Genomic DNA, 23,056 nt, shown 5'->3' on the forward strand with positions numbered 1-23,056 from the left:
GGACATACGGGGATGGACCGCATCCGCATTCGCGGCGGCCGCCAGCTCAGAGGCAATGTGCCGATTTCCGGCGCCAAGAATGCGGTGCTGGCCCTGATGCCCGCCGCCCTGCTCGGCGGCCCGCTGACCCTGACCAATGTGCCGGATCTGGCCGATACCCGCACCATGGCCCTGCTGCTGGAGCAGCATGGCCTTGCGGTGGAGCATGACCGGGCGAGCCGCCGCATGCACCTGGCGGGCGAGGCGAACAACCTCGAGGCGCCCTACGACATCGTGCGCAAGATGCGCGCCTCCGTCCTGGTGCTCGGCCCGCTGCTGGCGCGCTACGGCGAGGCGCGGGTCTCCATGCCCGGGGGCTGCGCCATCGGCACGCGGCCGGTCGACCTCCACCTGAAGGGGCTGGAGGCGATGGGGGCGACCATCGACCTCACCGGCGGCTATATCGAGGCCCGCGCCCCCGCGGGAGGGCTGCGCGGCGCCCGCATCCTCTTCCCCTCGGTCAGCGTCGGCGCCACGGAAAACCTGCTGCTTGCCGCCGTGCTGGCCAAGGGCGAGAGCGAGCTGGTGAACGCGGCGCGGGAGCCGGAGATCGAAGACCTCGCCCTCTGCCTCATGCGCATGGGCGCCCGGATCGAGGGCGTGGGCACCGACAAGCTGCGCATCCAGGGGGTGGACAGCCTCTCCGGCGCCACCCACCGCGTGCTCGCGGACCGGATCGAGGCCGGCACCTATGCCTGCGCCGCCGCCATCACCGGCGGCGAGGTGCTGCTGGAGGGCGCCCGGCTCGAGCATCTCGGCGCCGTCGCCCGGGTGCTGCGGGAGGCCGGGGTGGGGCTGGCGGAGGAGAATCGCGGCCTCCGCGTCACCCGCCTCAACGGGCTGCACGGCGTCGATGTGCAGACCGATCCCTTCCCGGGCTTCGCCACGGACATGCAGGCCCAGTTCATGGCGCTGATGAGCATCGCCGAGGGCGCCAGCATGATCACCGAGACGATCTTCGAGAACCGCTTCATGCATGTGCCGGAGCTGATGCGCATGGGCGCGCGCATCAACTACCACGGGGCGTCGGCCATCGTGCGCGGCGTGCCGAAGCTCTCCGGCGCGCCGGTGATGGCGACCGACCTGCGCGCCTCCGTCTCCCTGGTGCTGGCCGGGCTGGCGGCGGAGGGGGAGACCATCGTGAACCGCGTCTATCACCTCGATCGCGGCTATGAGCGGGTGGAGGAGAAACTCGCCGCCCTCGGCGCCGATATCGAACGGATGCCTGGCTGAGGGCTGCATGGACCTGCCGTTGCCGACCGAAGCTGCCGCCATGGCGGAGGAAACCGGGCCAATCGTCCTGGCCTTGCCGAAAGGGCGCATCCTGGCCGAGCTTGGCCCCGTGCTGGCGCGCGCCGGCATCGTCCCCGCCGCGGATTACGTGGACGAGGACAGCCGACGGCTGCGCTTCGAGACGAACGACCCGGCGCTCGACGTGGTGCGCGTTCGGCCCTTCGATGTCGCCACCTTCGTCGCCCATGGCGCGGCGCAGATCGGCATCTGCGGCGCCGATGTGCTGATGGAGTTCGACTACCCGGAGATCTATGCGCCGCTCGACCTCGGCATCGGCCGCTGCCGGATCAGCGTGGCGGAGCCGGCGGCGACCGCCGGGCGGGACGATCCCAGCCGCTGGTCGCGGATCGCGGTGGCCAGCAAATACCCGAACATCGCCCAGCGGCACTACGCGGCGCGCGGGGTGCAGGCCGAGGTGGTGCATCTGAACGGCGCCATGGAGCTGGCGCCCTCCCTCGGCCTCGCCCGGGTGATCGTGGACCTGGTGCAGACCGGCAGCACGCTGAAGGCGAACGGGCTGATCGAGACCGAGGTGATCGCCCATGTCACCTCCCGCCTCGTCGTCAACCGCACCGCGCTGAAGACCCGGCCGGAGGCGATCGGCGCCTGGATCGCCCGGTTCCGGGCGGCGCTCTCCGATCCGATCGCGGAGCCCCGCAGCGCCGCGGGCGCGAGGAGCGGCGCGTGAATCGGATCGGCCAACCTCGCTCCGATCGCGGAGCCCCGCAGCGCCGCGGGCGCGAGGAGCGGCGCGTGAATCGGATCGGCCAACCTCGCTCCGATCGCGGAGCCCCGCAGCGTCGCAGGCGCGAGGAGCGGCGCGTGAATCGGATCGGCCCACCTCGCTCCGATCGCGGAGCCCCGCAGCGTCGCAGGCGCGAGGAGCGGAGCGTGAATCGGATCGGCGCGCGTTTCACATGAAGCGGCTGGACACAAGCGCCCCGGCCTTCGCCGCGGAGTTCGCCGCGCTGCTGGACACGGCGCGGGAGACGACCTCGCGCGTCGATGCCGCCGTGGCCGCGATCATCGCCGAGGTGCGGGCGCGGGGCGATGCGGCGCTGCTGGACTGCACCGCGCGCTTCGATGGCTGGACGCCGGCGGATGCCGCCGCGCTGCGCGTGACGGAGGCCGAGATCGCCGCCGCCACCGCCGGCATCCCGGCGGAGCTGCTGGCGGCCCTCGACCTCGCCGCCGAGCGGATCGAACGCTTCCACGCGGCGCAGAAGCCGGCTGACCTGGCGTTGCCCGATCCGGCGGGGCTGACCCTCGGCATGCGCTGGAACGCGCTGGATGCGGTCGGGCTCTATGTGCCGGGGGGGAAGGCCAGCTACCCCTCCTCCGTGCTGATGAACGCCATCCCGGCCCGGGTCGCGGGCGTGGCGCGCATCGCCATGGCGGTGCCCTGCCCGGGCGGGGTGCTGAACCCGCTGGTGCTGGCCGCGGCGCGGCGGGCGGGGGTGACGGAGGTCTATCGCATCGGCGGCGCCCAGGCGGTGGCGGCGCTGGCCTGGGGCACGGCGAGCATCGCGCCGGTGGACCGGATCGTCGGGCCTGGCAATGCCTATGTGGCGGAGGCGAAGCGGCAGGTCTTCGGCCGGGTCGGCATCGATTCCATCGCCGGGCCCTCCGAGGTGGTGGTGCTGGCGGATGCCACCAACGATCCCCGCCATGTGGCCGTGGACCTGCTGGCCCAGGCCGAGCATGACGAGAGCGCCCAGGCCATCCTCATCACCGAGGATGCCGGCTTCGCCGATGCCGTCGCGGCGGCGGTGGAGGCGGAGCTGAAGGTGCTGCCGCGCGGCGCCATTGCCGGCGAGAGCTGGCGGCGCCATGGCGCCGTCATCCTGGTGCGGGACTGGGCCGAAGCCTTTGCTCTGGTGAACCGCCTGGCGCCGGAGCATCTGCAGTTGATGCTGCCGGATCCGCGCGCGGCGCTGGCCGAGGTGCGCCATGCCGGCGCCGCCTTCCTCGGGCGGTATTGCCCGGAGGCGCTGGGCGACTATGTCGCCGGCCCGAACCATGTGCTGCCCACCGGCCGGACCGCCCGCTTCGCCTCCGGCCTTTCGGTCTTCGACTTCCTGAAGCGCACCACCTGGGTGGAGGCGAGCGCCGAGGGCCTTGCCGCCATCGGCCCCGCCGCCGTGGCGCTGGCCGAGGCGGAGGGGTTGCAGGCCCATGCCCGCAGCGTGGCGCTGCGCCTGCCGGGATAGGGTCCGGCGGCGGTGGTTCGGCCGCCCTCGCCGGCGGGGGTCGTCTTCCCTGCCCACCGGGCTGGCCGAGACGGCGTTGGAGTTCCGCAGGATCCGCTGCGCGGCCTTTCCCGGCCCCGACCCGCTGACCCCTGAGGTCGCGCACCGCCTGCCACGGCCGGTCCGCGACAGGACAGCGGGTGGCAGGCTTCGATAGGCGCACGCAGCTGCGTCGCGCCGCCCGAATCCCCTGCCGCGTGCCAGCGGAAGCGGGCCATGCCGCCCAGCCCGAAGCCGCCTGCGCCGTCAGCATCCTCGCCAGCCGTTTCGCCCTGCCCGCCGCAGGGCGGAGGCCGATTGCCTCCCCCGAAAGGGGAGCCATCCTTGACCTTGGCCGCCCCCGCCGCCATCTTCCCGCCCGCCGGCCCGCCCCCTGGCCTTCCCGCTTCGTGACCCCATGCGCCGCTGGCGCCGCTGAGGCTCGCCCGGCGGGCGTCAGCCCCGGGCCGTTTACGGCATTCCGCGCCCCGCCCCAGCCCCCGCGGGCGGCTTGACGCGGCGCGGCGCAGAAGGGTTTCGGATGTCCAAAGAGGATATGATCGAGTTCAGCGGTACCGTGGTGGAGTTGCTGCCCAACGCGATGTTCCGGGTGAAGCTCGACAACGAGCACATGGTCCTGGCCCATACCAGCGGGAAGATGCGCAAGAACCGCATCCGCGTCCTGGCCGGGGACCGGGTGAATGTGGAGATGACGCCCTACGACCTGACCAAGGGGCGCATCACCTTCCGGTTCAAGTAGGGCTTGAACCTCATGCGGCCGCCCCTGGTGCTGGCCTCCGCCAGCCCGCGGCGGCTGGAGCTGCTGGCGCGGATCGGCGTGGTGCCCGACCGCGTGCTGCCGGCCGACATCGACGAGACCCCAGGGAAGGCGGAGCTGCCGCGCCTGCTGGCCGCCAGGCTGGCGGCGGCGAAGGCGCGCGCCGTGGCGGCCCAGGCGCCGGGGGCGCTGGTGCTGGCCGCCGACACGGTGGTGGGGGTGGGGCGGCGCATCCTCGGCAAGCCGGCGGATGCGGCGGAGGCGCGGCGCTTCCTCGAACTCCTCTCCGGCCGGCGGCACCATGTCTATACCGGGGTGGCGCTGGTGACGCCCGATGGGCGGCTGCGGCAGCGGCTGGTGGACACCATCCTCGCCTTTCAGCGCCTGACCGAGGCGCAGATGGCGGCATACCTCGCCGGCGAGGAATGGCAGGGGGTGGCCGGAGGCTACCAGATCCAGAAATCGGCCGAGGCCTGGGTGCGCCACCTGGGCGGCTCGCATTCCAACGTGGTGGGGCTGCCGCTCTTCGAGACGGCGCAATTGCTGCGGGGCGTGGGGTGGCTGCGGCCCTGATGCCCGGCTAGGAAGATCCTGACTTTCCAGGCCGGGCGTTGCGCGCAGGGCTGGTGTGCCGGCGGCGTGCCGAACTCAGGAAATGCTGGCTGCGTGCCTCTGGGCCGGCAAGGGCCAGCATGTCATGCGGCCGGTATGAGAGGCCGGACGGCACCCGCGCCCGCCCGGCGGCGCTGCTCGGCCCCGCCCGTCCTGTCCCACTGCTTTTCCGTTTCCGTCACGGCTCGCCCGGCAGGCTGCGCGCATGCGCCTCCGGATACGGCACTGCCGATGCCGTCCCGGCCCTCAGGCCTTCATCGCGATGCACCTCGCCCCGCGCCCGCCGGTCGCGCCGGCGCCGGGGGTACTCGTCGTGCCGCCAAGCACCGGCGGCCCACGTGATGCCGGCCCGAGGACAGGCCTGCCCCTCCCTGGTGCAGGGCGTGCCGGGCACTGCGCATCTCGCCGCTTCAGCGGCCCGCTGGCGCGTATCTCCGCCCAGCGCGAGGGGTTGGTGGGCGGCATCACGCGAAGGACATGGCGCGGAGGCGCGGAAGCAGGCCGCGCCCAGCCTGCCGGCGCCGAAGCCCGCGCAGGCGCCTTCGTGCCGGCCGCCGCCCGGCCCCGCGTTGACCGCGCCCCGCCTGCCCCGCAGCATGGCCGCCCGCCGCAAGGGACCCCGCCATGCCCGCTTCTTCCCCGCCAGCCGCACCGACCCGGACGATTCCTGGGTGAAGGCGGTGGCGCGGTCCATGCAGCGCAGCACCAACCGGGCGCCGAACATCGTGCCCAATTCCTCCGGCTCCTCGCCCTCCGACCTCTTCCTGAAGATCCTCGGCGCGCCCTGCATCTGGATTCCGAACTCCTATCCCGGCTGCAACCAGCACGGGCCGGATGAGCACGCCCTGGCGCCGCTGCTGCGCGAGGGGCTCGGGCTGATGGCCGGCATCTGGTGGGACCTCGGCGAAAGCCCGCCGCGCTGACCACGGCCGCAACGACATCTTGCAAGCCGGGGGAGCGCCCCGGCATCCTCCGGCGCCTCGCGGAGGAGTCCTGCATGCGCCTGCCCCTGATCCTGTCCCTGCTGCTGGCGTGCTCCGCCGTGGCGCAGGCGCAGCAGGCCCCGCCGCCGCAGCCGCCGCGCGAGGCGACCATCGCCAACGAGACGGATCAGGCGCTCTACGAGCTCTACCTCTTCCAGCCCGGCCAAGCGGAGGGGGCGGACCGGCTCGGCGCCAATGTGCTGCCGCCGCGCGCCGCCTTCCGCGTGCCGCTGGCCGGGGTGCGGGCCTGCCGCTGGGAGCTGCGCGCCGTGCTGGAGGATGGCGAGGAGCTGCGCCGCCACGTCAACCTTTGCCAGAGCCCGCGCATCCGACTGGCCGAGACCGGCCCCCGCCGCGAGGTGGAGGTGGCGAACGACGCCGACCAGGAGCTGCGGGAGCTCTATCTCGGCCGTCCTGGCAGCGGGGAGCGGGGGCGGGACCGCCTCGGCAGCTCCACAGTCTCCCCCGGGGAGCGCTACCGGCTGCGGCTGCGCGGCTCCGAATGCGTCTTCGACATGCAGGCGGTGTTCACCGACGAGACGGAGGAGGTGCGGCGCGGCGTCGATCTCTGTCGCACGCCGCGCCTCGCCTTCGGCGATCCGAGCCTGCCGGTGCGGGAGGCGCAGGTGGAGAATCGCGGCCGCCGCACGATCCGGGAGCTGTATGCGCGGCGGGTCGGCGCCACCGGCTGGGGGCCGGACCGGCTGGGCACCTCGATCATATCGCCGCAGGAGGGGTTCACCCTGCGCGTCCGGGCGCAGGAATGCCGCTTCGACCTGCGCGCGGTGTTCGAGAACGACCAGGAGGTGGTGCAGGAAGGGGTGGATCTCTGCGCCGGCGGGCCCTTCGCCTTCGGCCAGGCGCCGGCCGGCGAGGCGCGGCGGGTGACGCTGCGCAACCTGATGCCGCGGGCGATCGAGCAGCTCTATCTCAGCCCGACCGAGGATGATGAGTGGGGCGAGGACCGGCTGGGTGAGCGGGTTCTGCCGCCCGGCGAGAGCCAGGTGGTGGCGTATGAAGGCGGCTGCCAGGCGGATCTCCGCCTCGTCTTCGACAACCGCGCGGCGGAGGAGCGGCGGGAGGTGGATATCTGCGCCACCCCGGTGATCGCGCTGCGCCCGGGCTGGACGGCGGCGGAGACGCTGGAGGGCGGGGAGGCGGCGCCGGGGGCAGCCCCGGCCGGCAGCGGCTTCCGGCTGCGGAATGCCGGCACGGTGCCGGTGGTGGCGGTCTATGCCGATGCGCCGGGCACGGAGCGCGGGCCGAACCGGCTGGGCACGGAGCTGGCGCCGGGCGAGCAGGCGGAGCTGGCGACGACGACCTGCCGCGCCGATCTGGTGGCGGTCTTCGCCGATGGGCATGAGATGCGGCTGGAGGGGCGCGAGCTCTGCGGCGAGGAGCTGGGGGTGGAGTAGCGCGGCCGGCACAGGCTAGCCTTCCGGCAAAGATTCAGGTCGGGAGGATTCACGCCCATGCGCCGTCGTTCGCTGTCCCTGCTCGCGACTGCCCTGCTCGCCAGCCCGGCGCTCGCCCAGGGGGGCTTCCCCAGCCGCCCCATCCGCATGATCGTGTCGCTGCCCCCCGGCGGCGCCACCGATATCTGGGCCCGGCTGGTGGCGGAGCCCATGGGCGCCTTCCTCGAACAGCCCGTGGTCATCGAGAACCGCGCCGGCGCCGGCGGCATGATCGGGACGGAGGCGGTGAAGAACGCCGCGCCGGACGGCCACACCATCCTCTTCCACATCGCCAGCTTCGTGCAGACGCCGGTGGTGCTGCGCCGCTGGCCCTACCAGCCGCTCGAGGATTTCGCCTTCCTCGGCAAGATGGGCACCACGCCGCTGCCCTTCTGCGTGCGCGGCGACATCCCGGTCCGCACCCTGCCCGAATTCCTCGCCTATGCGCGCAGCCGCCAGCTGTCCTACGGCACCTACTCCCCGGGCTCCTCCGGCCATGCCTTCGCCCAGCTCTTCTCGGACACCGAGAAGCTGGACATGGTCCCGGTGCATTACCGTGGGGAGGCGCCGATGCTGCAGGACGTGCTGGGCGGCCGGATCGACTGCGCCTTCCATTCCATGACCGGCTCTGGCGACCATATCCGCGCCGGCCGCGTCCGTCCGCTGGCGACGCTGGGGCGGGACGGCATCCCCAGCCTGCCGCAGGTGCCGACCTTCCTCTCCCTCGGCTACCGGGAGGAGGATTTCGGCCAGAACGGCTTCGTCGGCACCTTCGCCCCGCGCGGCGTGCCGCCCGCCATCCATGCCAGGCTGGCGGAGGCCTTCCGCCACGCCATGACGCGGCCGGAGGTGCTGCAGCGCCTGCGGGAGATGGACACCATCGCCCAGTACCTGCCGCCCGACGCCTTCCGCGAGGATGTGGCGAGCTACATGCGCTTCTGGTCGGCCCTGGTGGACCGCATGGGGCTTTCCGTGGAAGGCTGAGCGCGACCGGGCGAGATCGGTCGGCCGAAGCCGTGAATCACCGGGTCAAACAACAAGCTGGAGCGGGATGGGTGAGCGTAGCTCAGCCACTCCCGCTCGAAGCGCCAGGCTCCGCAGCGGGCCGGCCCGCCAACCGGGCCCAAACGGGAAGGAAACCGCATGCAACGTCGCCGGCTTCTGGCATTCACCGCCCTCGCCATCCCCGCCCTGGCCCGGGCCCAGGGCAGCTACCCCGACCGCCCCATCCGCTTCATCGTGCCCTTCCCGCCAGGCGGCGGGACGGATACCTGGGCCCGCATCGCCTCCGAGGGGATGCAGCCGGAGCTGGGCCAGCCCATCGTCATCGAGAACCGGGGCGGCGCCGGCGGCATGGTGGGCACCGAGGCGGCGGCGAAGGCGACGCCGGACGGCTACACCCTGCTTTTCACCATCACGACGCACATCCAGTCGCCGGTGGTGATGCGCCGCTTCCCCTATGATCCGGTGAACGATTTCGCGCCGATCGGGCGGCTCGGCACCACCTCCATCACCTTCGTCGTCGGGCCGCGGGTGCCGGCGGAAATCACCACCTGGCCCGCCTTCGCCGCCTGGGCCAAGGGGCAGGACCTGTCCTTCGGCTCCTACGCCCCGGGCTCCACCGGCCATGCCTTCGCCCTGCTGCTGGCGGAGGAGGCGGGGCTGAAGATGGAGCATGTCGCCTATCGCGGCGAGACGCCGATGCTGCAGGACATCCTGGCCGGCGCCATCCATGGCGGCTTCCATTCCATGGCCGCGGCCGGGGAGATGATGAAGGCCGGCCGCGTCCGCCCGCTGGCCACGGCCGGGGATCGTCGCATCCCGGCGCTGGGCGAGGTGCCGCTGCTGAAGGAGCTGGGCTTTTCCCAGCGCTTCTCCTTCAGCGGCTTCTCCGGCCTGCTGGCCCCCGCCCGCACGCCGCAGCTGATCCTCGACCGGCTGACCGAGGCCTTCCGGGTGGCGGCGGCGAAGCCGGAGACGCATCGGCGCCTGCTGGCGGTGGATACGGTCCCGAGCTACCAGGACCCGGCCACCTTCCGTGCCCAGATCGCGCGCAACCTCCGCGAATGGACCGAGATCGCGGAGCGGCTGAACCTGACGGTCGAGGGGTAGTCCCGAGGGCGGAGGCTCCGCAGGGCCATCCGCGGCGAACTCGCGGATGGCAGCGGGCGGCGTCAGACCACCGGCGGCTTGGCCAGTTCCGGCAGCACCAGCTTCTCCACCGCGACGCTGCCTGCCGCCTCCATGCGCTCGGCGCCGATGGCGGCGCCGGCATCCGCGGCGTTGCGCCAGGCCTTGTACTCGTCCTCGGCCGGCCAGCCGGCGCTTTCCGCCAGCAGGTGGATCCAGTTCGCCACCCGGATGCCGCGGCGTTCCAGCGAAACCGCGTCCCGGTGGCAGGAATGGAAGATGGTGCAGAGCGTGTCGGCGCCCGTCTCCGCCATGGCGGCCAGCGTCGCGCGCTGCGCATCCGCCAGCGCGCCCGGCACGCCGGCGAGGGAGGAGCACATATGCCCCGGCGAGCGATAGGGGTGCTCCACCAGCTCCAGCCCCGGGATCAGCCGCAGCAGGTCCGCCACCAGGCTGTTCACCGGCACGCGGCCGTTGAAGCCCAGATGCTGGTGCAGCAGCACGCGGCGCGGCACGGCGCGGGCCAGCAGCGGCCGCAGCTTCTCCTGGCGTGCGTGCAGCACCTCGGTGACGTGCACCGTCTCGAAATTGGTCGGCGTCACCGGCGCCATGCTGTCCTGCATGTTCATGTGGCAGGAGGGGCACCAGGTGACGACCTGCGCCGCCCCGCGCTGGTTGAAGCCCTGGATGGTGCGCCGGGCCATGCCCTCATTGATGCGCGCGCTGGCATCCTTCGGGCTGCCGCAGCAATGGGCGGGGCCGCCGGAGGGCTCCGCGACGACGCCCACGGCTTCGAGGAAGCGCGTGGTGGCACGGATCACCTCGCCATGCCGCGTCATGTTGCAGCCATACCAGAAGATGGCGGCGTTCTCCGTCATGGCACCCTCCCGGTCACGGTCGCGGCCTGCTGTCCCGAAGCGGGGGCGAGGGGAGCTGTCAGAGCCATTTCGCCTGCTCCTCCTCCGTCAGGGTCAGCCGGGCGAAGGCCTTCACCTTCGGCGAATACTGCGTGTCCTCCTTCACCGGGATCAGCGGCGGGGTGCCGAGGGCGCCCTTGGCCCGCCACTGCGCCAGGCGCAGCATGAAGGCGGCGTCCAGCCCCTCCGGGCAGGCCGGGCTGCAGACGCCGCTGCGGGTGCAGGCGGCGATCCAGGCGCGGGCCTCGGGCGTACCCTCCCCATCCTGCAGCACGTCCCGCATCCCGGCCGCCACCGCATTCGGCGCCGCCGCCTCCACCCCGGCCGCATAGGCCGTCATCGGGCAGGCTCGGACGCATTCGCCGCAGGCCACGCAGAGCGCCGCCAGCCGCGCCGATTCCGCCCGGATCCGCTCGGCGAGGCCCGTGCTCATGCGCTCATGTCCCCTGGGGCCCCGGCAGCACCGCGATCGCCTCGATCTCGATGCAGACATCGGTGGAGGTGAATTGCGCCCCGCCGACGCAGGTGCTGGCCGGCGGCGTCGCCATGCCGGCGAAGGCGGCGCGGCGGATCTCGTTGAAGCCCTCGTAATGCCGCATGTCGGACAGCCAGGTGGTGATCTTCAGCAGATGGTCCAGCCGCGCCCCTTCCGCGCCCAGGGCGCGCTCGATCCGGTTCAGGCATTCCCGCGCCTGTTCCTGCACGGAGCGACCGGCGGCCTGGCTGCCGCGGGCGGTGACGCCGGAGCAGAAGATCAGCTTCGCCCCGCCGCCGAGCGGCACCACGCGGGCAGGCGGGAACAGGGGCGTCGGCGGCATGGGCAGCAATCTCCTCGGAAGGCCAGCCTCGCCCATTCCGGCGCCCGGCCGCAAGCCGCCGCGCTTGACGCAGCCCGGTCGGCAGCGGCGATGATGCCCGCCCAGGCGCGTGATCGGCTGGGGCCGGCTCGGCCGAAACCGCGAATCGCGCGGCCAAGCAATGAACCCGAGCGGGAAGGGCGGGCGAGCCCGGCCGATCCCGCCCTGGGGCCAGGAGACGCACATGCTCACCGGCGGCTGCCTCTGCGGCGAAATCAGGTATGAGGCGCATGGCACGCCCTTCCACCCCACCCTCTGCCATTGCCGCATGTGCCGGCTTGCCGCGGGCGCGCCGGTGGTCGCCTGGTTCTCGGTAAAGCGGGAGGACTACCGGCTGGTGGCCGGCACGCCTGCCCGCTACGCCTCCAGCCCCGGCGTGGTCCGGACCTTCTGCCCGCGTTGCGGCACGTCCCTCACCTTCGAGAGCGCGGCGCATGCGGCGGAGATCGACATCACCACCGCCAGCCTGGATGACCCGGACGCGGTGCCGCCGCAGGACCATACCCGCGCCGCCTATCGCATCGGCTGGGTCAGCCTGGCGGATGGGCTGACGGTCTATCCCGAGCGGCGCCCCAGCCGGTCCCAGGGCGATGGCTGAGCGCCCGCCTCACTCCGCGGCCCGGGCTCGCGCCGCTTCGGCCAGGGGCGGCGCATCCGGGCCGCGCGCCAGCTCCGCCTGCAGCCGCGCCGTGTCGAGCGCGCCCTCCCAGCGGCTGACCGCCACGCAGGCCACGCCATTGCCCACCAGGTTGGTCAGCGCCCGGCACTCGCTCATGAATTTGTCGATGCCGACCAGGACGGCGAGCGCGGTGATCGGGATGTCCGGGATGACGGAAAGCGTCGCCGCCAGGGTCACGAAGCCCGCGCCCGTCACGCCGGAGGCGCCCTTCGAGGTGAGCATGGCGACCAGCAGGATGGTCAGCTCCTGCCCCAGGGTCAGCGGCGTGTTCGTGGCATAGGCCAGGAACATCGTCGCCAGGGTCATGTAGATGTTGGTGCCGTCCAGGTTGAAGCTGTAGCCCAGCGGCACCGTCAGCCCCACCACCTGCGGCGCGCAGCCCAGCCGTTCCAGCTTGCGCATCACTTGCGGCAGCACGGATTCCGAGGAGGAGGTGCCGAGGACGATCAGCAGCTCCTCCCGGATATAGGCGACGAAGCGGAGGATGGAGAAGCCGCAGAAGCGGGCGATGCTGCCCAGCACGAGCAGCACGAAGAGGATGGAGGTGAGGTAGAAGGTCGCCACCAGCTCCCCGAGCTGCAGCAGGGAGCCGACGCCATAGGCGCCGATGGTGAAGGCCATGGCGCCGAAGGCACCGATGGGCGCCGCCTTCACCACGATGCCCACCACCCCGAAGAAGATGGCGGAGAGCCCGTCCACCGCCTGGCTGGCAGCGAGCCGCAGCTTCTCCGGCAGGGCGTTGATGGCGAAGCCGGTCAGCACCGCCAGCAGCAGCACCTGCAGCAGGTCGCCGGTGGCGAAGGCGCCGAGGAAGCTGTCCGGGATGATCGCCATCAGGTGGCCCACCACGCTCTCTGAATGCGCCCGCTGGGTGTAAGACTGCACCGCGCTGGCATCGAGCTGGCCGGGGTCGATGTTGAAGCCGCTGCCGGTCCGGAACAGCTTGGCGACGCCGAGGCCGATGAACAGGGCGAAGGTGGAGACCAGCTCGAAATAGACCAGCGCCTTCACGCCCACGCGGCCGACCTTCCCAGCATCCCGCACGCTGGCGATGCCATGCACCACGGTGAAGAACACCACCGGCGCGATGACCATCTTGATGAGCTTGATGAAGCCATCGCCGAGCGGCTTCAGCGCCGCCCCGGCCTGCGGCCAGAACACGCCGACGGCGACGCCGATGACGATGGCGATCAGCACCTGGACATAGAGCAGGGACAGCCAGCGCCGGATCATCGCATCGCTCCCACAACAGGGGCGGCCGGGCGGCTGAGCCGGGCCGGTAGAAAGACGGCAGCCCGGAGCGGCTCCGCGTCAAGGATCATGTCGTGGTCCGCCGGCCCGGCGATAAGCCGCTTCAGGTACTACGCTTTCCGGAGCGGGAGAGCCAGCCGGGCGATGTCATACAGCGGCGGGGGATGGTGCCGAAGACGTCTGCTCCCTGCCGCCCCGGAAGGTCCGGATCGCGCCGGCCTTCCGCAGCCCATGTCCCTTGCGGGGGAGCGGAGGGACGCCCGGGCTACCAGTAATTCACCCGGTCCCAGACCGCGATCACCTCCCGCCCGCCATCCACCACATGGTAGCGGTCATGCGCCGCGGCGGTGAGGCAGGTGTGGTTGGGCGCGACCCGCAGCTTCGCCCCCACCGGCAGCATGGGCAGCGGCGCGTGGGCGCGGACCTCGCCATGCTCCTGGTAGGCGCGGGCGATCCAGGCCTCGCCCGGCAGGGGCTTGCCATACAGGTCCAGGACGCGGCCGAAGCCCCAATCCTTCGGCGCCGCTTCCGTGCTGCGGTCCTTCGAAAGCGCCAGCGCCCCGGCATCCAGCAGCAGCGTGTTGCGCGAAGCGCTGCGGCCGATGACGGCGCCGAGCACCGTCACCGCAATGTCCTCCAGCCCATGGGTGCCGAGCTGGGCCTGGAACAGGTCGCCGAACATGTAGACCCCGGCCCGCACCTCGGTGACCCCCTCCATGCTGCGGGCATGCAGCGCGGTGGGGGAGGAGCCGAGGGAGACGATCCCCACCTCATGCCCCGCTTGCCGCAGCCGCGCGGCGGCCAGGGTGATGCCGGCCCGCTCCTCCTCCGCGATGCGGGCCATGTCGGCCTCGCTGCGCCCGGCGTAGGAATGGCCGGAATGGCTGATGACGCCGGCCAGCTTCGGCCCGAGCGCCGCGGCGATCTCCGGCAGCAGGGGGCTGTCCGGCGGGATGCCGCCGCGGCCCTCGCCGACATCCACCTCGATCAGGGCGCGCAGCTTCGCCGGATGCGCGGCGATGGCGCGGGCGACGTCGAGATCGTCGGTGATGAGCTTCACCTCGGCCGCGATCGCCGCCACCGCATCCAGCTTTTGCGGCGTGATGCCGACGGCATAGATCTGGTCCCGCCAGCCGCCGGCGGCGAAGTAGCGGGCCTCCGCCAGCGTGCTGACGGTGACGGGGCCACAGCCCGGCGCCGCCAGCTTCGCCACCTCGATGCTCTTGGCCGTCTTCAGGTGCGGCCGCAGCACCAAGCCGGGATGGCGCGCGATGGCGGCCTGCATCGCCGCCAGGTTGCGCTTCAGGATGCCGAGGTCGAGGATCAGGCAGGGCGTCGGCAAATCGTCCAGCGTCACAGCGCCATTCCCATCAGCTCGGCGATGCGGGGCGTGGCCTTCAGCCCGCTTCCGGTCAGCACCACCACCGTCTTCTCCTCCGGGTTGATGGTCCCGGCCTGCAGCAGCTTGGCGAAGGCCGCCGCCGCCTGGGCGCTGGTCGGCTCCACATAGATGCCGCTCAGCGCCAGGTCGCGCGTCGCGCCGGCAATCTCGGCCTCAGAGAGCATCACCGCCCCGCCCAGGCTCTGCCGCAGCACGCCGAGGCATTCCGCCATGCGCAGCGGCTGGGCGATGGCCGTGCCCTCCGCCAGGGTCGGTTGCGGCGCCACCGGCTCCAGCCCCAGGAATGCCCGCGCGATGGGCGCGCAATGCGCCGGCTGGGCGGCGAAGATGCGCGGCATGCGGCCGATCTGCCCGGCCGCCAGCAGCTCATGGAAGCCGATGCCGCAGCCGAGGACGTTGGAGCCGGCGCCGCAGGGCACGATGACGTTGTCCGGCGCCTGGAAGCCCAGATCCTCCCACAGCTCATAGGCCAGCGTCTTGGTGCCCTGCAGGAAGAAGGGGTGCCAGTTGTGGGAGGCGTAGAAGATGTTGGCGCTCTCCCGCAGCGCGGCATCGGCGCAGTCCTGACGGCTGCCCGGGACCAGCTCGATCTCCGCCCCCGCGGCGCGGTTCTGCACCGTCTTGGTCGGGGAGGTGCTGGCGGGAACCATGATCTTCGCCCGCATCCCGCCCGCCGCCGCATAGGTGGCGATGGCGGCGCCGCCATTGCCGGAGCTGTCCTCCAGCACCGCCTGCACCCCCTGGGCCCGCAGCAGGGAGAGCATGACCGAGGCGCCGCGATCCTTGAAGCTGCCGCTCGGCATCAGCCATTCGCATTTCAGCAACGCGGTCGCGCCGGCCACCTCCCGCGGCACCAGCGGGGTGCAGCCCTCGCCCAGGGTGATCGGCTCGCCGGCCAAAGGCGGCAGGGCGCCGCGGTAGCGCCAGAGGCTGCGCGTGCCGCGGTCGATCCGCTCCGGCGTCAGGCCGGGCAGCTCGGTCAGCAGCAGCGGCTCCTGTGCGTCCCCGCACCAGCGGGGCGGGTCCAGCTTCCAGGTGCGACCGCTGCGGGGGTCGAGATAGGCAAGGGGCTCGAGCATGCGCCGAGACTTGCCCTTTGCGATGCCGCCCGGCAAGGCTCTGCCATGACCGAAACCGATATCGCCCGCCTGACCGCCGAGCTGGTGGCCATCGACAGCCGCAGCTCCGTCTCCAACCTCGCCATCGCCGAGCGGATCGAGGCCGAGCTGCCGGGCTTCGGGATCGAGCGGCTGGACTACCGGGATGCCGCCGGGGTGGCGAAGCGGGCGCTGATCGCCCATCGCGGCCCGAAGGGCGGCTATGCCCTCTCCGGCCATATGGACACGGTGCCGGAGACCGGCTGGACCGAGGACCCCTGGACCCCGCGGATCGACGGCCAGGGCGTGCTGCACGGTCTCGGCAGCGTGGACATGAAGGGGGCGGTCGCGGCCTGCATCCTGGCCGCCCGGAGCGTGCCGGAGGGCGTGCCGGCCACCCTGCTGATCACCACCGACGAGGAAACCACGAAGGACGGCGCCCGCGCCATCGCCGCCAGCGAGCTGGCCCGCTCCCTCGGCCTCAAGGGCATCGTGGTGGCGGAGCCGACCGGCCTCGCGCCGGTGCGCGGCCACCGCTCCTCGGTCAACATCACGGCGACGGCGCGCGGGGTGCAGGCGCATTCCTCCACCGGCCAGGGGGTGAACGCCAATTGGGCGCTGATCCCCTTCCTGGCCGAGATGCGGGAGATCCACGCGACGCTGCGCCACGCGCCGGAATGGCAGGACCCCGCCTACGACCCGCCCTTCTCCGATTTCAACTTGGTCATCGGCAATCACGGCACGGCCGTGAATGTGAACGTCCCGCTCGCCACCTGCCGGATCAAGTACCGCTCCAGCCATTCCCGTCCGCCCGCGGCGATCCTGGAGCGGGTGAAGGCCGCCGCCGAGCGCGCCGGGGTGGAGCTGGCGCTGCGCGCGGAGGGCCCGCCACCGGAACTGCCGGCGGAGCACCCGCTGATTCGCCTGGCGAGCGAGCTCTCCGGCCAGCCCGCCGGCACCGCGCCTTATGGCACCGATGCGTCGGAGCTCTCAGCGCTGGCGCCCTGCGTCATCCTCGGCCCCGGCAGCATCGCCACGGCGCATACGCCACGGGAATGCGTGGCTGTGGCGGAGCTGACGGCGGCGGTGCCGCTCTTCGCCCGCCTCCTTGCCAGCGCGTGAGGCCTCGCCGGCAAGTGATGAAAGTCGCCGCATACTTGCCGCAAGCATTTGTAACGAGACCGACGAAACGCGGAAGGGTGTCCCATGTTAGGAAAAATCCCGCTCGGACACCCCTCCGAGCCATGAGAAGACGACACGCCATGATCCGTACCCCCACCCTTCGCTCCCTGGCCGGCCTCGCGCTGCTGGCGCCGCTGGGCCTCGCCGCCTGCACCGTGGCGCCGCCCACCGGGCCGCAGGTGCTGGCCATGCCCCCTGCCGGGAAGAACCTTGCCGTCTTCCAGGGCGAAGATGCGCAGTGCCGCAACTACGCCTCCGCCAGCATCGGCAATGCCGACCCGGCGCAGGCGGCGAATCAGTCGGCGATCGGCAGCGCCGCGGTCGGCACCGCGCTCGGTGCCGCGGCCGGTGCGCTGATCGGCTCCGCCACCGGTAATTTCGGCGCGGGCGCGGCGATCGGCGCCGGCACCGGGCTGGTCGGCGGCTCGCTGGTCGGCGGCGGCAATGCCCGGTCCTCGGCCGGTGCGCTGCAGCAGCGCTACGACACCGCCTATGCGCAATGCATGGCGAGCCTCGGCAACCAGCTCCAGGCGCCGGTCGGCACAGTGGGCTATGGCTATCCGGCGGCGGCGCCGTACTACGCGCCCTCCGGCGTTTCGGTCGGCGTTGGGTACGGGCGCGGCTACTGGTAGGTCCTGGCGGGCGGGGCTGCCCCGGCGCGGCTCACTCCAGCTTCAGGTCCAGCTCCTTCGCCTTCTGCGCCCAGAAATCGCTTTCCTGCCGCACCGCGGCGGCGAATTCCGCCAGAGGCCGCTCCGGCGCCGGCTCCAGCCCGTCATGCGCCAGCCGCTCGCGGAATTTCGCCGTGGCGGCGGCGCGCTTCGCCGCGGCGGAGAGCCGCTCGAGCTGCGCCGGCTCCATCCCCGCCGGGGCGAAGACGCCGTGCCAGCCGGTGATGACGGCGCCGGGCAGCCCGGCCTCGGTCAAGGTCGGCACATCCGGCAGGGTGGCGATGCGCTTCTCCCCGGTGACGGCGATGGCGCGCAGCTTCCCCTCCCGCACCAGCGGGATGGCGGGGGGCGGGGAGGAAAAATTCATCGTCACCCGCCCCGCCACCACATCCATCAGCGCCGGCGCGGTGCCGCGATAGGGAACATGCTCCATCTGCACCTTCGCGGCTTCCGAGAAGAGCAGCCCGGCCAGATGGTTGGCATTGCCGACGCCGCCCGAGGAATAGGTCAGCTCCCCCGCCGGCCGGCTGCGGATGAAGGCCAGCAGCTCCGCCAGGTTCTGCGCCGGCACGTCCGGATGGACGACCAGCAGGTATTGGTAGGAGGAGACCTGCGCCACCGGCGCGAGGGCGGTGGCGAGATCGATGCGGTCGCCGCGCTGCAGATGCGGGTTCACCACGATGTTGGTGGAGACGGCGAAGAGCAGGGTGGTGTCGTCCGGCCGCGCCCGCGCGACGGAGACCGAGCCGACATGCCCCGCAGCGCCGCCGCGATTGTCCACCACCACGGTCTGGTTCAGCTCCGGCGCGAAGACCTGGGCGAATTCCCGCCCGGTGATGTCCGTGCCGCCGCCCGCCGCATAGGGCACCACCAGCGTCACCGGCCGTGCCGGCTGGGCGAGGGCCCGGGTGACGGTGCAGGGCGTGGCCAGCAGCGGCGTGGCGAACAGGGCGCGGCGGGGGAGGAGCATGGCAGGGTTCCGGTCGGGAGGCGGTGTGGAGAGTGCGGCGGCGGGGCAGGGGGCGCAACCGGCGCGCTACCTCATCCTTCCCGCAGGGCGGGAACCCGATGCCGGCCGCGGCTTCGCCGTGGCCGGCTGCGCGAGATCACGGGACGCCAGGGGCCCCATGACGCCGCGCAGCGGCGTCATGGGGATTGACCGGGGCCCCCGCGGCGTCGCGCAGCGACGCCGCGGGGATCAGAGGCTTGCCCCGCCATCCACGGCGATCTCGGCGCCGGTGACATAGGCCGCCTCGTCGGAGAGCAGGAACAGCACCACCCGCGCCACATCCTCCGCCGTGCCCATGCGCCCCAGCGGGATCTGCGACAGCCGCTTCGTCCGCTGCTCGTTGCTCCAGACCTTCACCATCTCCGTGTCGATCGGACCAGGATGCACGGAATTCACCCGGATCTGCTTCGGCGCCAGATCCACCGCCGCCGCCTTCGTCATGCCGCGCAGCGCCCATTTGGTGGAGGAATAGGCGATGGCATTCGGCGAGCCGCGCAGCCCGGCCGTGGAGGAGATGTTGACGATGGAGCCGCCGCCGCCACGCTCCATCACCGGCACCACCGCCTGCATTCCGAGGAAGCAGCCGAGCTGGTTCACCTCGAAATGCCGCTCCCAATGCGCCGCATCGGTCTGCATCAGGGGCAGCGGCCGGTAGATGCCGGCGTTGTTCACCAGGCCGTGCAGCCCGCCGAACTCCCGCTCCGCCAGCGCCACCGCCGCCGCCCAGTCCTCGGCCCTCGTTACGTCCTGGCGCAGGAAGCGGGCGGCCGCGCCCAGCTCCGCGGCCAGGGCCTGGCCTTCGGCCTCCAGCACGTCGCCCAGCACCACCCGGCCGCCCTCGGCGACGATCTGCCGCGCCTCCGCCGCCCCCTGGCCGCGCGCCCCGCCCGAGATCAGCACCACCTTGCCGCTGAACCGCGCCATTCGTCCCTCCCGCTTTCCGAACTCGGGTGCAGGATGGACCAGCCGGCGGCATCCCGCCAAGGAGGGCCCGGATGGCTCCCCTGCGGATCCTCGCCGTGGCCCTGCGGCTGCACCCCGCATGGCGCGGCCGCGGGATGCCGCGTCGCGGCAGGGGCGCCTGGCCCATGCGCGGCATGGCCGCGAATCGGTGCGCCGGTTGTCGGCCTGCGAGTCGGAATCCGGCCAGCGTGCCGGGCGACGCCACGCCGCCCTTCGCCGCCGGCCCGCTTCCACCGAGATGCCGCTGCGCGCCTTCCTGCAGGCGCCGCAGGCCGACAGGCCGCGCCACCGGCCGGACGAGGTGGCGCTCGAGAGTGTCGTCCTTCACATCCTCTCGCTGCGGTGAAGCCGCGCTTGATCGAGGCCAAGGTGCGCGGCGCGAAGGCGCTTGATGCTGCACTGCGATCCGCGCTCATTTGGCCCCACCGGCCGGTGCCGCCGCCCGGCGCGGGGCTGCGAGCAAGGGAGAGGCAACATGTCGAGGGTAGCATTGGTCACCGGCGGGCAGCGAGGCATCGGCGCTGCGATCAGCGAGGCCCTGAAGGCCGCCGGGCGAAAGGTGGTGGCCAGCTATGCCGGCAACGATGCCGCGGCCGCCGCCTTCACCGAGCGCACGGGCATCCCCTGCATCAAATTCGACGTGTCGGATTTCGAGCAATGCGCCGCCGCGGTGCAGAAGATCGAGGCCGAGCACGGGCCGATCGAGATCCTGGTGAACAATGCCGGCATCACCCGCGACGGCACGATGAAGCGGCTGTCGCGGCAGATGTGGGACGACGTCATCGATACCAATCTCGGCTCCTGCTACAACCTCTGCAAGCTGGTCTGGGACGGGATGATGGCGCGGCAATTCGGCCGCATCGTCAATATCGGCAGCATCAACGGCCAGGCCGGGCAGTATGGCCAGGTGAATTACGCCGCGGCGAAATCCGGCATCCATGGCTTCACCAAGGCGCTGGCCCAGGAAGGGGCGCGGGCGCATATCACCGTGAACGCCATCGCCCCCGGCTATGTGGATACGGAGATGGTGCGCGCCGTGCCGCCGGAAGTGCTGGAGAAGATCGTCGCCCGCATCCCGATCGGCCGGCTCGGCCGGGCGGAGGACATCGCGCGCGGCGTCGTCTTCCTCACCGCCGACGAGGCCGAGTTCATCACCGGCTCCACCCTCTCCATCAATGGCGGGCAGCATATGTACTAGCATTCCCCCCGAAGCTGCTCCGCAGCTCCGTGGGGACCCCGGATTCGCTTCCGTCCATCGCAGCCTCGCACAGCCTGGAGCGGCGAAGCCGCTTCAGGCACCGGGCGGCGGGGTTGCGGTTGGGCGCTCGCCGGCCCGGCATGGGGTCGCCCGGCGGCAGCGATGCGGGCGCGCGGTTGCAGCCGGCGGTTGCGCCGCCCGGCCCGGCCCAGCATTGTTCTGCCGGGGGATGCGTCGGGAACATCGCGGCGGGCCTGCCGTTGCTGGCGGACATGGCAGGAGGCAGCCCATGACCAACAAGCACCCGCAAGGCCCCGCCAACCGCGGTGGCGCCATCGATGACGGCGATACGCCGCGCCCGCCGGACGACCTGAAGCGCAACCCCGGCATCGGCAGCAGCAAGGGCGGCGACCGGAAGGAGCTCCTGGCCGGCGACGCCACCGAGGAAGGCGACGTGATGAACGACACGACGCGGCAGGGCGGCGTCAATCCCGGCCAGCGCGGCCGCACCAACAAGTAGCGCCGGCGGCCATTCGGCGGCATTCTCCGCCGCCCTGGCGCTTCCCTGCCGTCTGCCGCGGCGGGGAGCGTGCGGGGCAGAGCGGGAGGACGGCATGGCCTATGCGGTGTTCGGCTGGGACGGGCAGGATGAGGGTGCCCTGCCTCGGCGGATGGCGGCGCGGGATCGCCACCTCGCCGTCATCACGGAATGGGCGCGGGATGGCCGCCTCGCCTTCGGCGTGCCGCTCTTCACCGCCGAGGGGAAGATCGCCGGCTCGCTGATGATCCTGGACGTACCGGACCAGGCCGGGCTCGACGCCTATCTGGCGGCGGAGCCCTTCAACGACCGCACCGATCCGGCGCAGCAGGTCTGGCAGCGGGTGGAGGTGCGGCCCTTCCGCATCGCGCCGCTGCCCTACCGGCCGCTGCCGCAGCCGGGCACGCCCATGGCCAGCTCCCGCACCCATACGGTCATCCTCGCCCTGGACGGCACCGATCCGGGCGCCGAGCAGCGCCGGCTGGCGGTGCGGGAGGCGCATTTCGCCCGCGTCCGGTCCATGGCGGCGGATGGGACGCTCGCCATCGGCGGCGCCATACTCGACCGGCCGGAGGGGAGGATGATCGGCTCCGTCGCCGTCATCGCCCGGGACAACGACGCCGCGGCCCAGGCCTGGATGGCGGAGGACCCCTATGTGACGGGCGGGGTCTGGCGTGACGTCACGCTCTACGGCACGCGCTTTGCGCCGCTGCCCTACCGTCCCCTGCCGGGCGCCGCGTGATGCCGCGCCTCGTCGAATATGCCGAGGCCCCGCCAGAGGTCCGCGCCGTCTTCGACGCCATCAAGGCGGCGCGCGGCGTGCCGGATGTGAATAATTTCTGGAAGGCGCTGGCGGTGGACCCGCCCAGCTTGAAGCGTACCTGGGAAAGCCTCAGCGAGGTGATGGCGCCCGGCGCGCTGGATGCGCGGACGAAGGAGATGCTCTACCTCGCCGCCTCCATGGCCGCCGGCTGCGCCTATTGCACCGCCAGCCACACCGCCGCCGCCCGCCGTGCCGGCATGGATGAGGCGATGTTCGGCGAGCTGCTGGCGGTGGTCGGCATGGCGGCGGAGACCAACCGCCTGGCCGAGGCGCTGCGCGTGCCCATCGACCCGGCCTTCGACTGATGCGTGACCTGCGGATCTGCTTCCTCGGCGACAGCTTCACCGCCGGCGTCGGGGACGAGACCGGCCTCGGCTGGGTCGGCCGCGTCACTGCCCAGGCCTGGGCGCGCGGCGTGGCGCTGACCCCCTACAATCTCGGCGTGCGGCGGGACACCAGTGCGGACATGCTGCGCCGGGCAGGGGCGGAGGTGCTGGCGCGGCTGCTCGGCAATCCCGGCGACGGGCAGGGGCTGGTGCTCTGCTGCGGCGGCAACGACACCACCTTCCTTGACGACGCGCCGCGGGTGCCGCCCGCGCAGGTGGCGGAGAATGTGCGGGAGATCCTCGCCTGGGGCGCGGCGCGCTGGCCGGTGCTGCTGCTCGGCGTGCCGCCGATCTGCCATGACGCCGCGCATGATGCCCGGGCGGCGGCGCTGGAACCGGTGCTGGCGGCGGTGGCGGCGGAGCTGGAGGTGCCCTTCCTGCCCCTGCATGCGGCGCTTGCCGCCACTCCGGCCTGGCGGGCAGGGACGCAGCGCCGCGACGGCGTGCACCCGGATGGCGCCGGCTACGCCGTCCTTGCCGGGCTGGTGGAGGCCTGGCCCGCCTGGCGCGCCCTGGTGGCCGGATAGCCCAAGCTTTCCGCTTGTGATCACAGACTCATGGTTTCC

The 23,056-nt window shown here is 72.4% G+C and carries 26 protein-coding genes; 18 read left to right on the forward strand and 8 right to left on the reverse strand.

The window, feature by feature from the left end; all coding sequences use genetic code 11:
- The first annotated feature begins 12 nt into the window (after window positions 1-12).
- The 9 genes from murA (at window position 13) to NJ376_RS15350 (ending at window position 9,499) form a co-directional block, all read left to right on the forward strand.
- Complete coding sequence (gene murA / locus NJ376_RS15310) at window positions 13-1,272, forward strand: UDP-N-acetylglucosamine 1-carboxyvinyltransferase (RefSeq protein ID WP_252954156.1); 1,260 nt, start codon at window positions 13-15, stop codon at window positions 1,270-1,272.
- A 7-nt stretch (window positions 1,273-1,279) separates the two neighbouring features.
- Entirely contained in the window at window positions 1,280-2,020 is a 741-nt protein-coding gene (gene hisG / locus NJ376_RS15315; RefSeq protein WP_252954157.1) for an ATP phosphoribosyltransferase, read from the forward strand.
- A 229-nt stretch (window positions 2,021-2,249) separates the two neighbouring features.
- Window positions 2,250-3,542 (forward strand): histidinol dehydrogenase, encoded by a 1,293-nt coding sequence (gene hisD, locus NJ376_RS15320; protein WP_252954158.1) that lies wholly within the window; start codon window positions 2,250-2,252, stop codon window positions 3,540-3,542.
- A 559-nt stretch (window positions 3,543-4,101) separates the two neighbouring features.
- Entirely contained in the window at window positions 4,102-4,320 is a 219-nt protein-coding gene (gene infA / locus NJ376_RS15325) for a translation initiation factor IF-1 (protein ID WP_111471402.1), read from the forward strand.
- A 12-nt stretch (window positions 4,321-4,332) separates the two neighbouring features.
- Complete coding sequence (locus NJ376_RS15330; RefSeq protein ID WP_252954159.1) at window positions 4,333-4,911, forward strand: Maf family protein; 579 nt, start codon at window positions 4,333-4,335, stop codon at window positions 4,909-4,911.
- A 608-nt stretch (window positions 4,912-5,519) separates the two neighbouring features.
- Entirely contained in the window at window positions 5,520-5,873 is a 354-nt protein-coding gene (locus NJ376_RS15335) for a hypothetical protein (RefSeq protein ID WP_252954160.1), read from the forward strand.
- A 74-nt stretch (window positions 5,874-5,947) separates the two neighbouring features.
- Entirely contained in the window at window positions 5,948-7,348 is a 1,401-nt protein-coding gene (locus NJ376_RS15340; RefSeq protein WP_252954161.1) for a hypothetical protein, read from the forward strand.
- Between the two features lie 57 nt (window positions 7,349-7,405).
- Window positions 7,406-8,371: a Bug family tripartite tricarboxylate transporter substrate binding protein gene (locus NJ376_RS15345; RefSeq protein WP_252954162.1), complete on the forward strand. Its 966-nt coding sequence runs from the start codon at window positions 7,406-7,408 to the stop codon at window positions 8,369-8,371.
- A 159-nt stretch (window positions 8,372-8,530) separates the two neighbouring features.
- Window positions 8,531-9,499 (forward strand): Bug family tripartite tricarboxylate transporter substrate binding protein, encoded by a 969-nt coding sequence (locus NJ376_RS15350; protein WP_252954163.1) that lies wholly within the window; start codon window positions 8,531-8,533, stop codon window positions 9,497-9,499.
- A gap of 62 nt (window positions 9,500-9,561) precedes the next feature.
- Here the strand turns inward: NJ376_RS15350 and NJ376_RS15355 are convergent, their stop codons facing one another.
- Genes NJ376_RS15355 through NJ376_RS15365 form a run of 3 tightly spaced genes read right to left on the reverse strand, consistent with a single transcriptional unit; the run spans window position 9,562 to window position 11,252 of the window.
- On the reverse strand, window positions 9,562-10,395 hold the full coding sequence (locus tag NJ376_RS15355; protein WP_252954164.1) for a (Fe-S)-binding protein: 834 nt from the start codon (window positions 10,393-10,395) through the stop codon (window positions 9,562-9,564).
- A 58-nt stretch (window positions 10,396-10,453) separates the two neighbouring features.
- On the reverse strand, window positions 10,454-10,867 hold the full coding sequence (locus NJ376_RS15360; RefSeq protein WP_252954165.1) for a 4Fe-4S dicluster domain-containing protein: 414 nt from the start codon (window positions 10,865-10,867) through the stop codon (window positions 10,454-10,456).
- A 4-nt stretch (window positions 10,868-10,871) separates the two neighbouring features.
- The gene (locus tag NJ376_RS15365; protein ID WP_252954166.1) at window positions 10,872-11,252 is read right to left on the reverse strand and encodes a RidA family protein; all 381 of its coding nucleotides are present in this window, start codon (window positions 11,250-11,252) and stop codon (window positions 10,872-10,874) included.
- A 223-nt stretch (window positions 11,253-11,475) separates the two neighbouring features.
- Between NJ376_RS15365 and NJ376_RS15370 the strand changes: the two genes are divergently transcribed.
- Window positions 11,476-11,889, forward strand: coding sequence for a GFA family protein (locus NJ376_RS15370; protein ID WP_252954167.1), 414 nt, complete (start codon window positions 11,476-11,478; stop codon window positions 11,887-11,889).
- A 9-nt stretch (window positions 11,890-11,898) separates the two neighbouring features.
- On the opposite strand, the gene NJ376_RS15375 is transcribed toward NJ376_RS15370, so the two are convergent.
- From NJ376_RS15375 to NJ376_RS15385, 3 genes are all read right to left on the reverse strand, one after another.
- Window positions 11,899-13,203, reverse strand: coding sequence for a dicarboxylate/amino acid:cation symporter (locus tag NJ376_RS15375; protein ID WP_370288298.1), 1,305 nt, complete (start codon window positions 13,201-13,203; stop codon window positions 11,899-11,901).
- A gap of 283 nt (window positions 13,204-13,486) precedes the next feature.
- A complete protein-coding gene (locus NJ376_RS15380) occupies window positions 13,487-14,578 on the reverse strand; it encodes an alanine racemase (RefSeq protein ID WP_252954168.1) in 1,092 nt (363 codons plus the stop codon).
- On the reverse strand, window positions 14,575-15,702 hold the full coding sequence (locus tag NJ376_RS15385; RefSeq protein WP_252954169.1) for a threonine synthase: 1,128 nt from the start codon (window positions 15,700-15,702) through the stop codon (window positions 14,575-14,577). Before NJ376_RS15385 ends, NJ376_RS15380 begins: the two co-directional genes overlap by 4 nt.
- 45 nt (window positions 15,703-15,747) lie before the next feature.
- Here NJ376_RS15385 and NJ376_RS15390 point away from each other — a divergent pair, with 45 nt between their 5' ends.
- Window positions 15,748-16,842: a M20/M25/M40 family metallo-hydrolase gene (locus tag NJ376_RS15390; protein ID WP_252954170.1), complete on the forward strand. Its 1,095-nt coding sequence runs from the start codon at window positions 15,748-15,750 to the stop codon at window positions 16,840-16,842.
- A gap of 140 nt (window positions 16,843-16,982) precedes the next feature.
- The gene (locus NJ376_RS15395) at window positions 16,983-17,534 is read left to right on the forward strand and encodes a glycine zipper family protein (protein WP_252954171.1); all 552 of its coding nucleotides are present in this window, start codon (window positions 16,983-16,985) and stop codon (window positions 17,532-17,534) included.
- 31 nt (window positions 17,535-17,565) lie between these two features.
- On the opposite strand, the gene NJ376_RS15400 is transcribed toward NJ376_RS15395, so the two are convergent.
- Window positions 17,566-18,543 (reverse strand): Bug family tripartite tricarboxylate transporter substrate binding protein, encoded by a 978-nt coding sequence (locus NJ376_RS15400; protein ID WP_252954172.1) that lies wholly within the window; start codon window positions 18,541-18,543, stop codon window positions 17,566-17,568.
- A 228-nt stretch (window positions 18,544-18,771) separates the two neighbouring features.
- A complete protein-coding gene (locus NJ376_RS15405) occupies window positions 18,772-19,506 on the reverse strand; it encodes an SDR family NAD(P)-dependent oxidoreductase (RefSeq protein ID WP_252954173.1) in 735 nt (244 codons plus the stop codon).
- A gap of 118 nt (window positions 19,507-19,624) precedes the next feature.
- Here NJ376_RS15405 and NJ376_RS15410 point away from each other — a divergent pair, with 118 nt between their 5' ends.
- The 6 genes from NJ376_RS15410 (at window position 19,625) to NJ376_RS15435 (ending at window position 23,017) form a co-directional block, all read left to right on the forward strand.
- Complete coding sequence (locus tag NJ376_RS15410; RefSeq protein WP_252954174.1) at window positions 19,625-19,891, forward strand: hypothetical protein; 267 nt, start codon at window positions 19,625-19,627, stop codon at window positions 19,889-19,891.
- A 129-nt stretch (window positions 19,892-20,020) separates the two neighbouring features.
- Window positions 20,021-20,743, forward strand: a complete 723-nt coding sequence (phbB, locus tag NJ376_RS15415; protein ID WP_252954175.1) for an acetoacetyl-CoA reductase — start codon at window positions 20,021-20,023, stop codon at window positions 20,741-20,743.
- 289 nt (window positions 20,744-21,032) lie between these two features.
- The gene (locus tag NJ376_RS15420; RefSeq protein ID WP_252954176.1) at window positions 21,033-21,263 is read left to right on the forward strand and encodes a hypothetical protein; all 231 of its coding nucleotides are present in this window, start codon (window positions 21,033-21,035) and stop codon (window positions 21,261-21,263) included.
- 94 nt (window positions 21,264-21,357) lie between these two features.
- Window positions 21,358-22,023 carry a YciI family protein gene (locus NJ376_RS15425; protein WP_252954177.1) on the forward strand — a complete coding sequence of 222 codons (666 nt, stop codon included), beginning with the start codon at window positions 21,358-21,360 and terminating at the stop codon, window positions 22,021-22,023.
- Entirely contained in the window at window positions 22,023-22,409 is a 387-nt protein-coding gene (locus tag NJ376_RS15430) for a carboxymuconolactone decarboxylase family protein (RefSeq protein ID WP_252954178.1), read from the forward strand. The genes NJ376_RS15425 and NJ376_RS15430 overlap by 1 nt, the downstream gene beginning before the upstream one ends.
- Entirely contained in the window at window positions 22,409-23,017 is a 609-nt protein-coding gene (locus NJ376_RS15435; RefSeq protein WP_252954179.1) for a GDSL-type esterase/lipase family protein, read from the forward strand. The genes NJ376_RS15430 and NJ376_RS15435 overlap by 1 nt, the downstream gene beginning before the upstream one ends.
- Window positions 23,018-23,056: the final 39 nt, after the last annotated feature.

Source organism: Siccirubricoccus soli (genome assembly GCF_024178315.1).
Lineage (GTDB): Bacteria > Pseudomonadota > Alphaproteobacteria > Acetobacterales > Acetobacteraceae > Siccirubricoccus > Siccirubricoccus soli.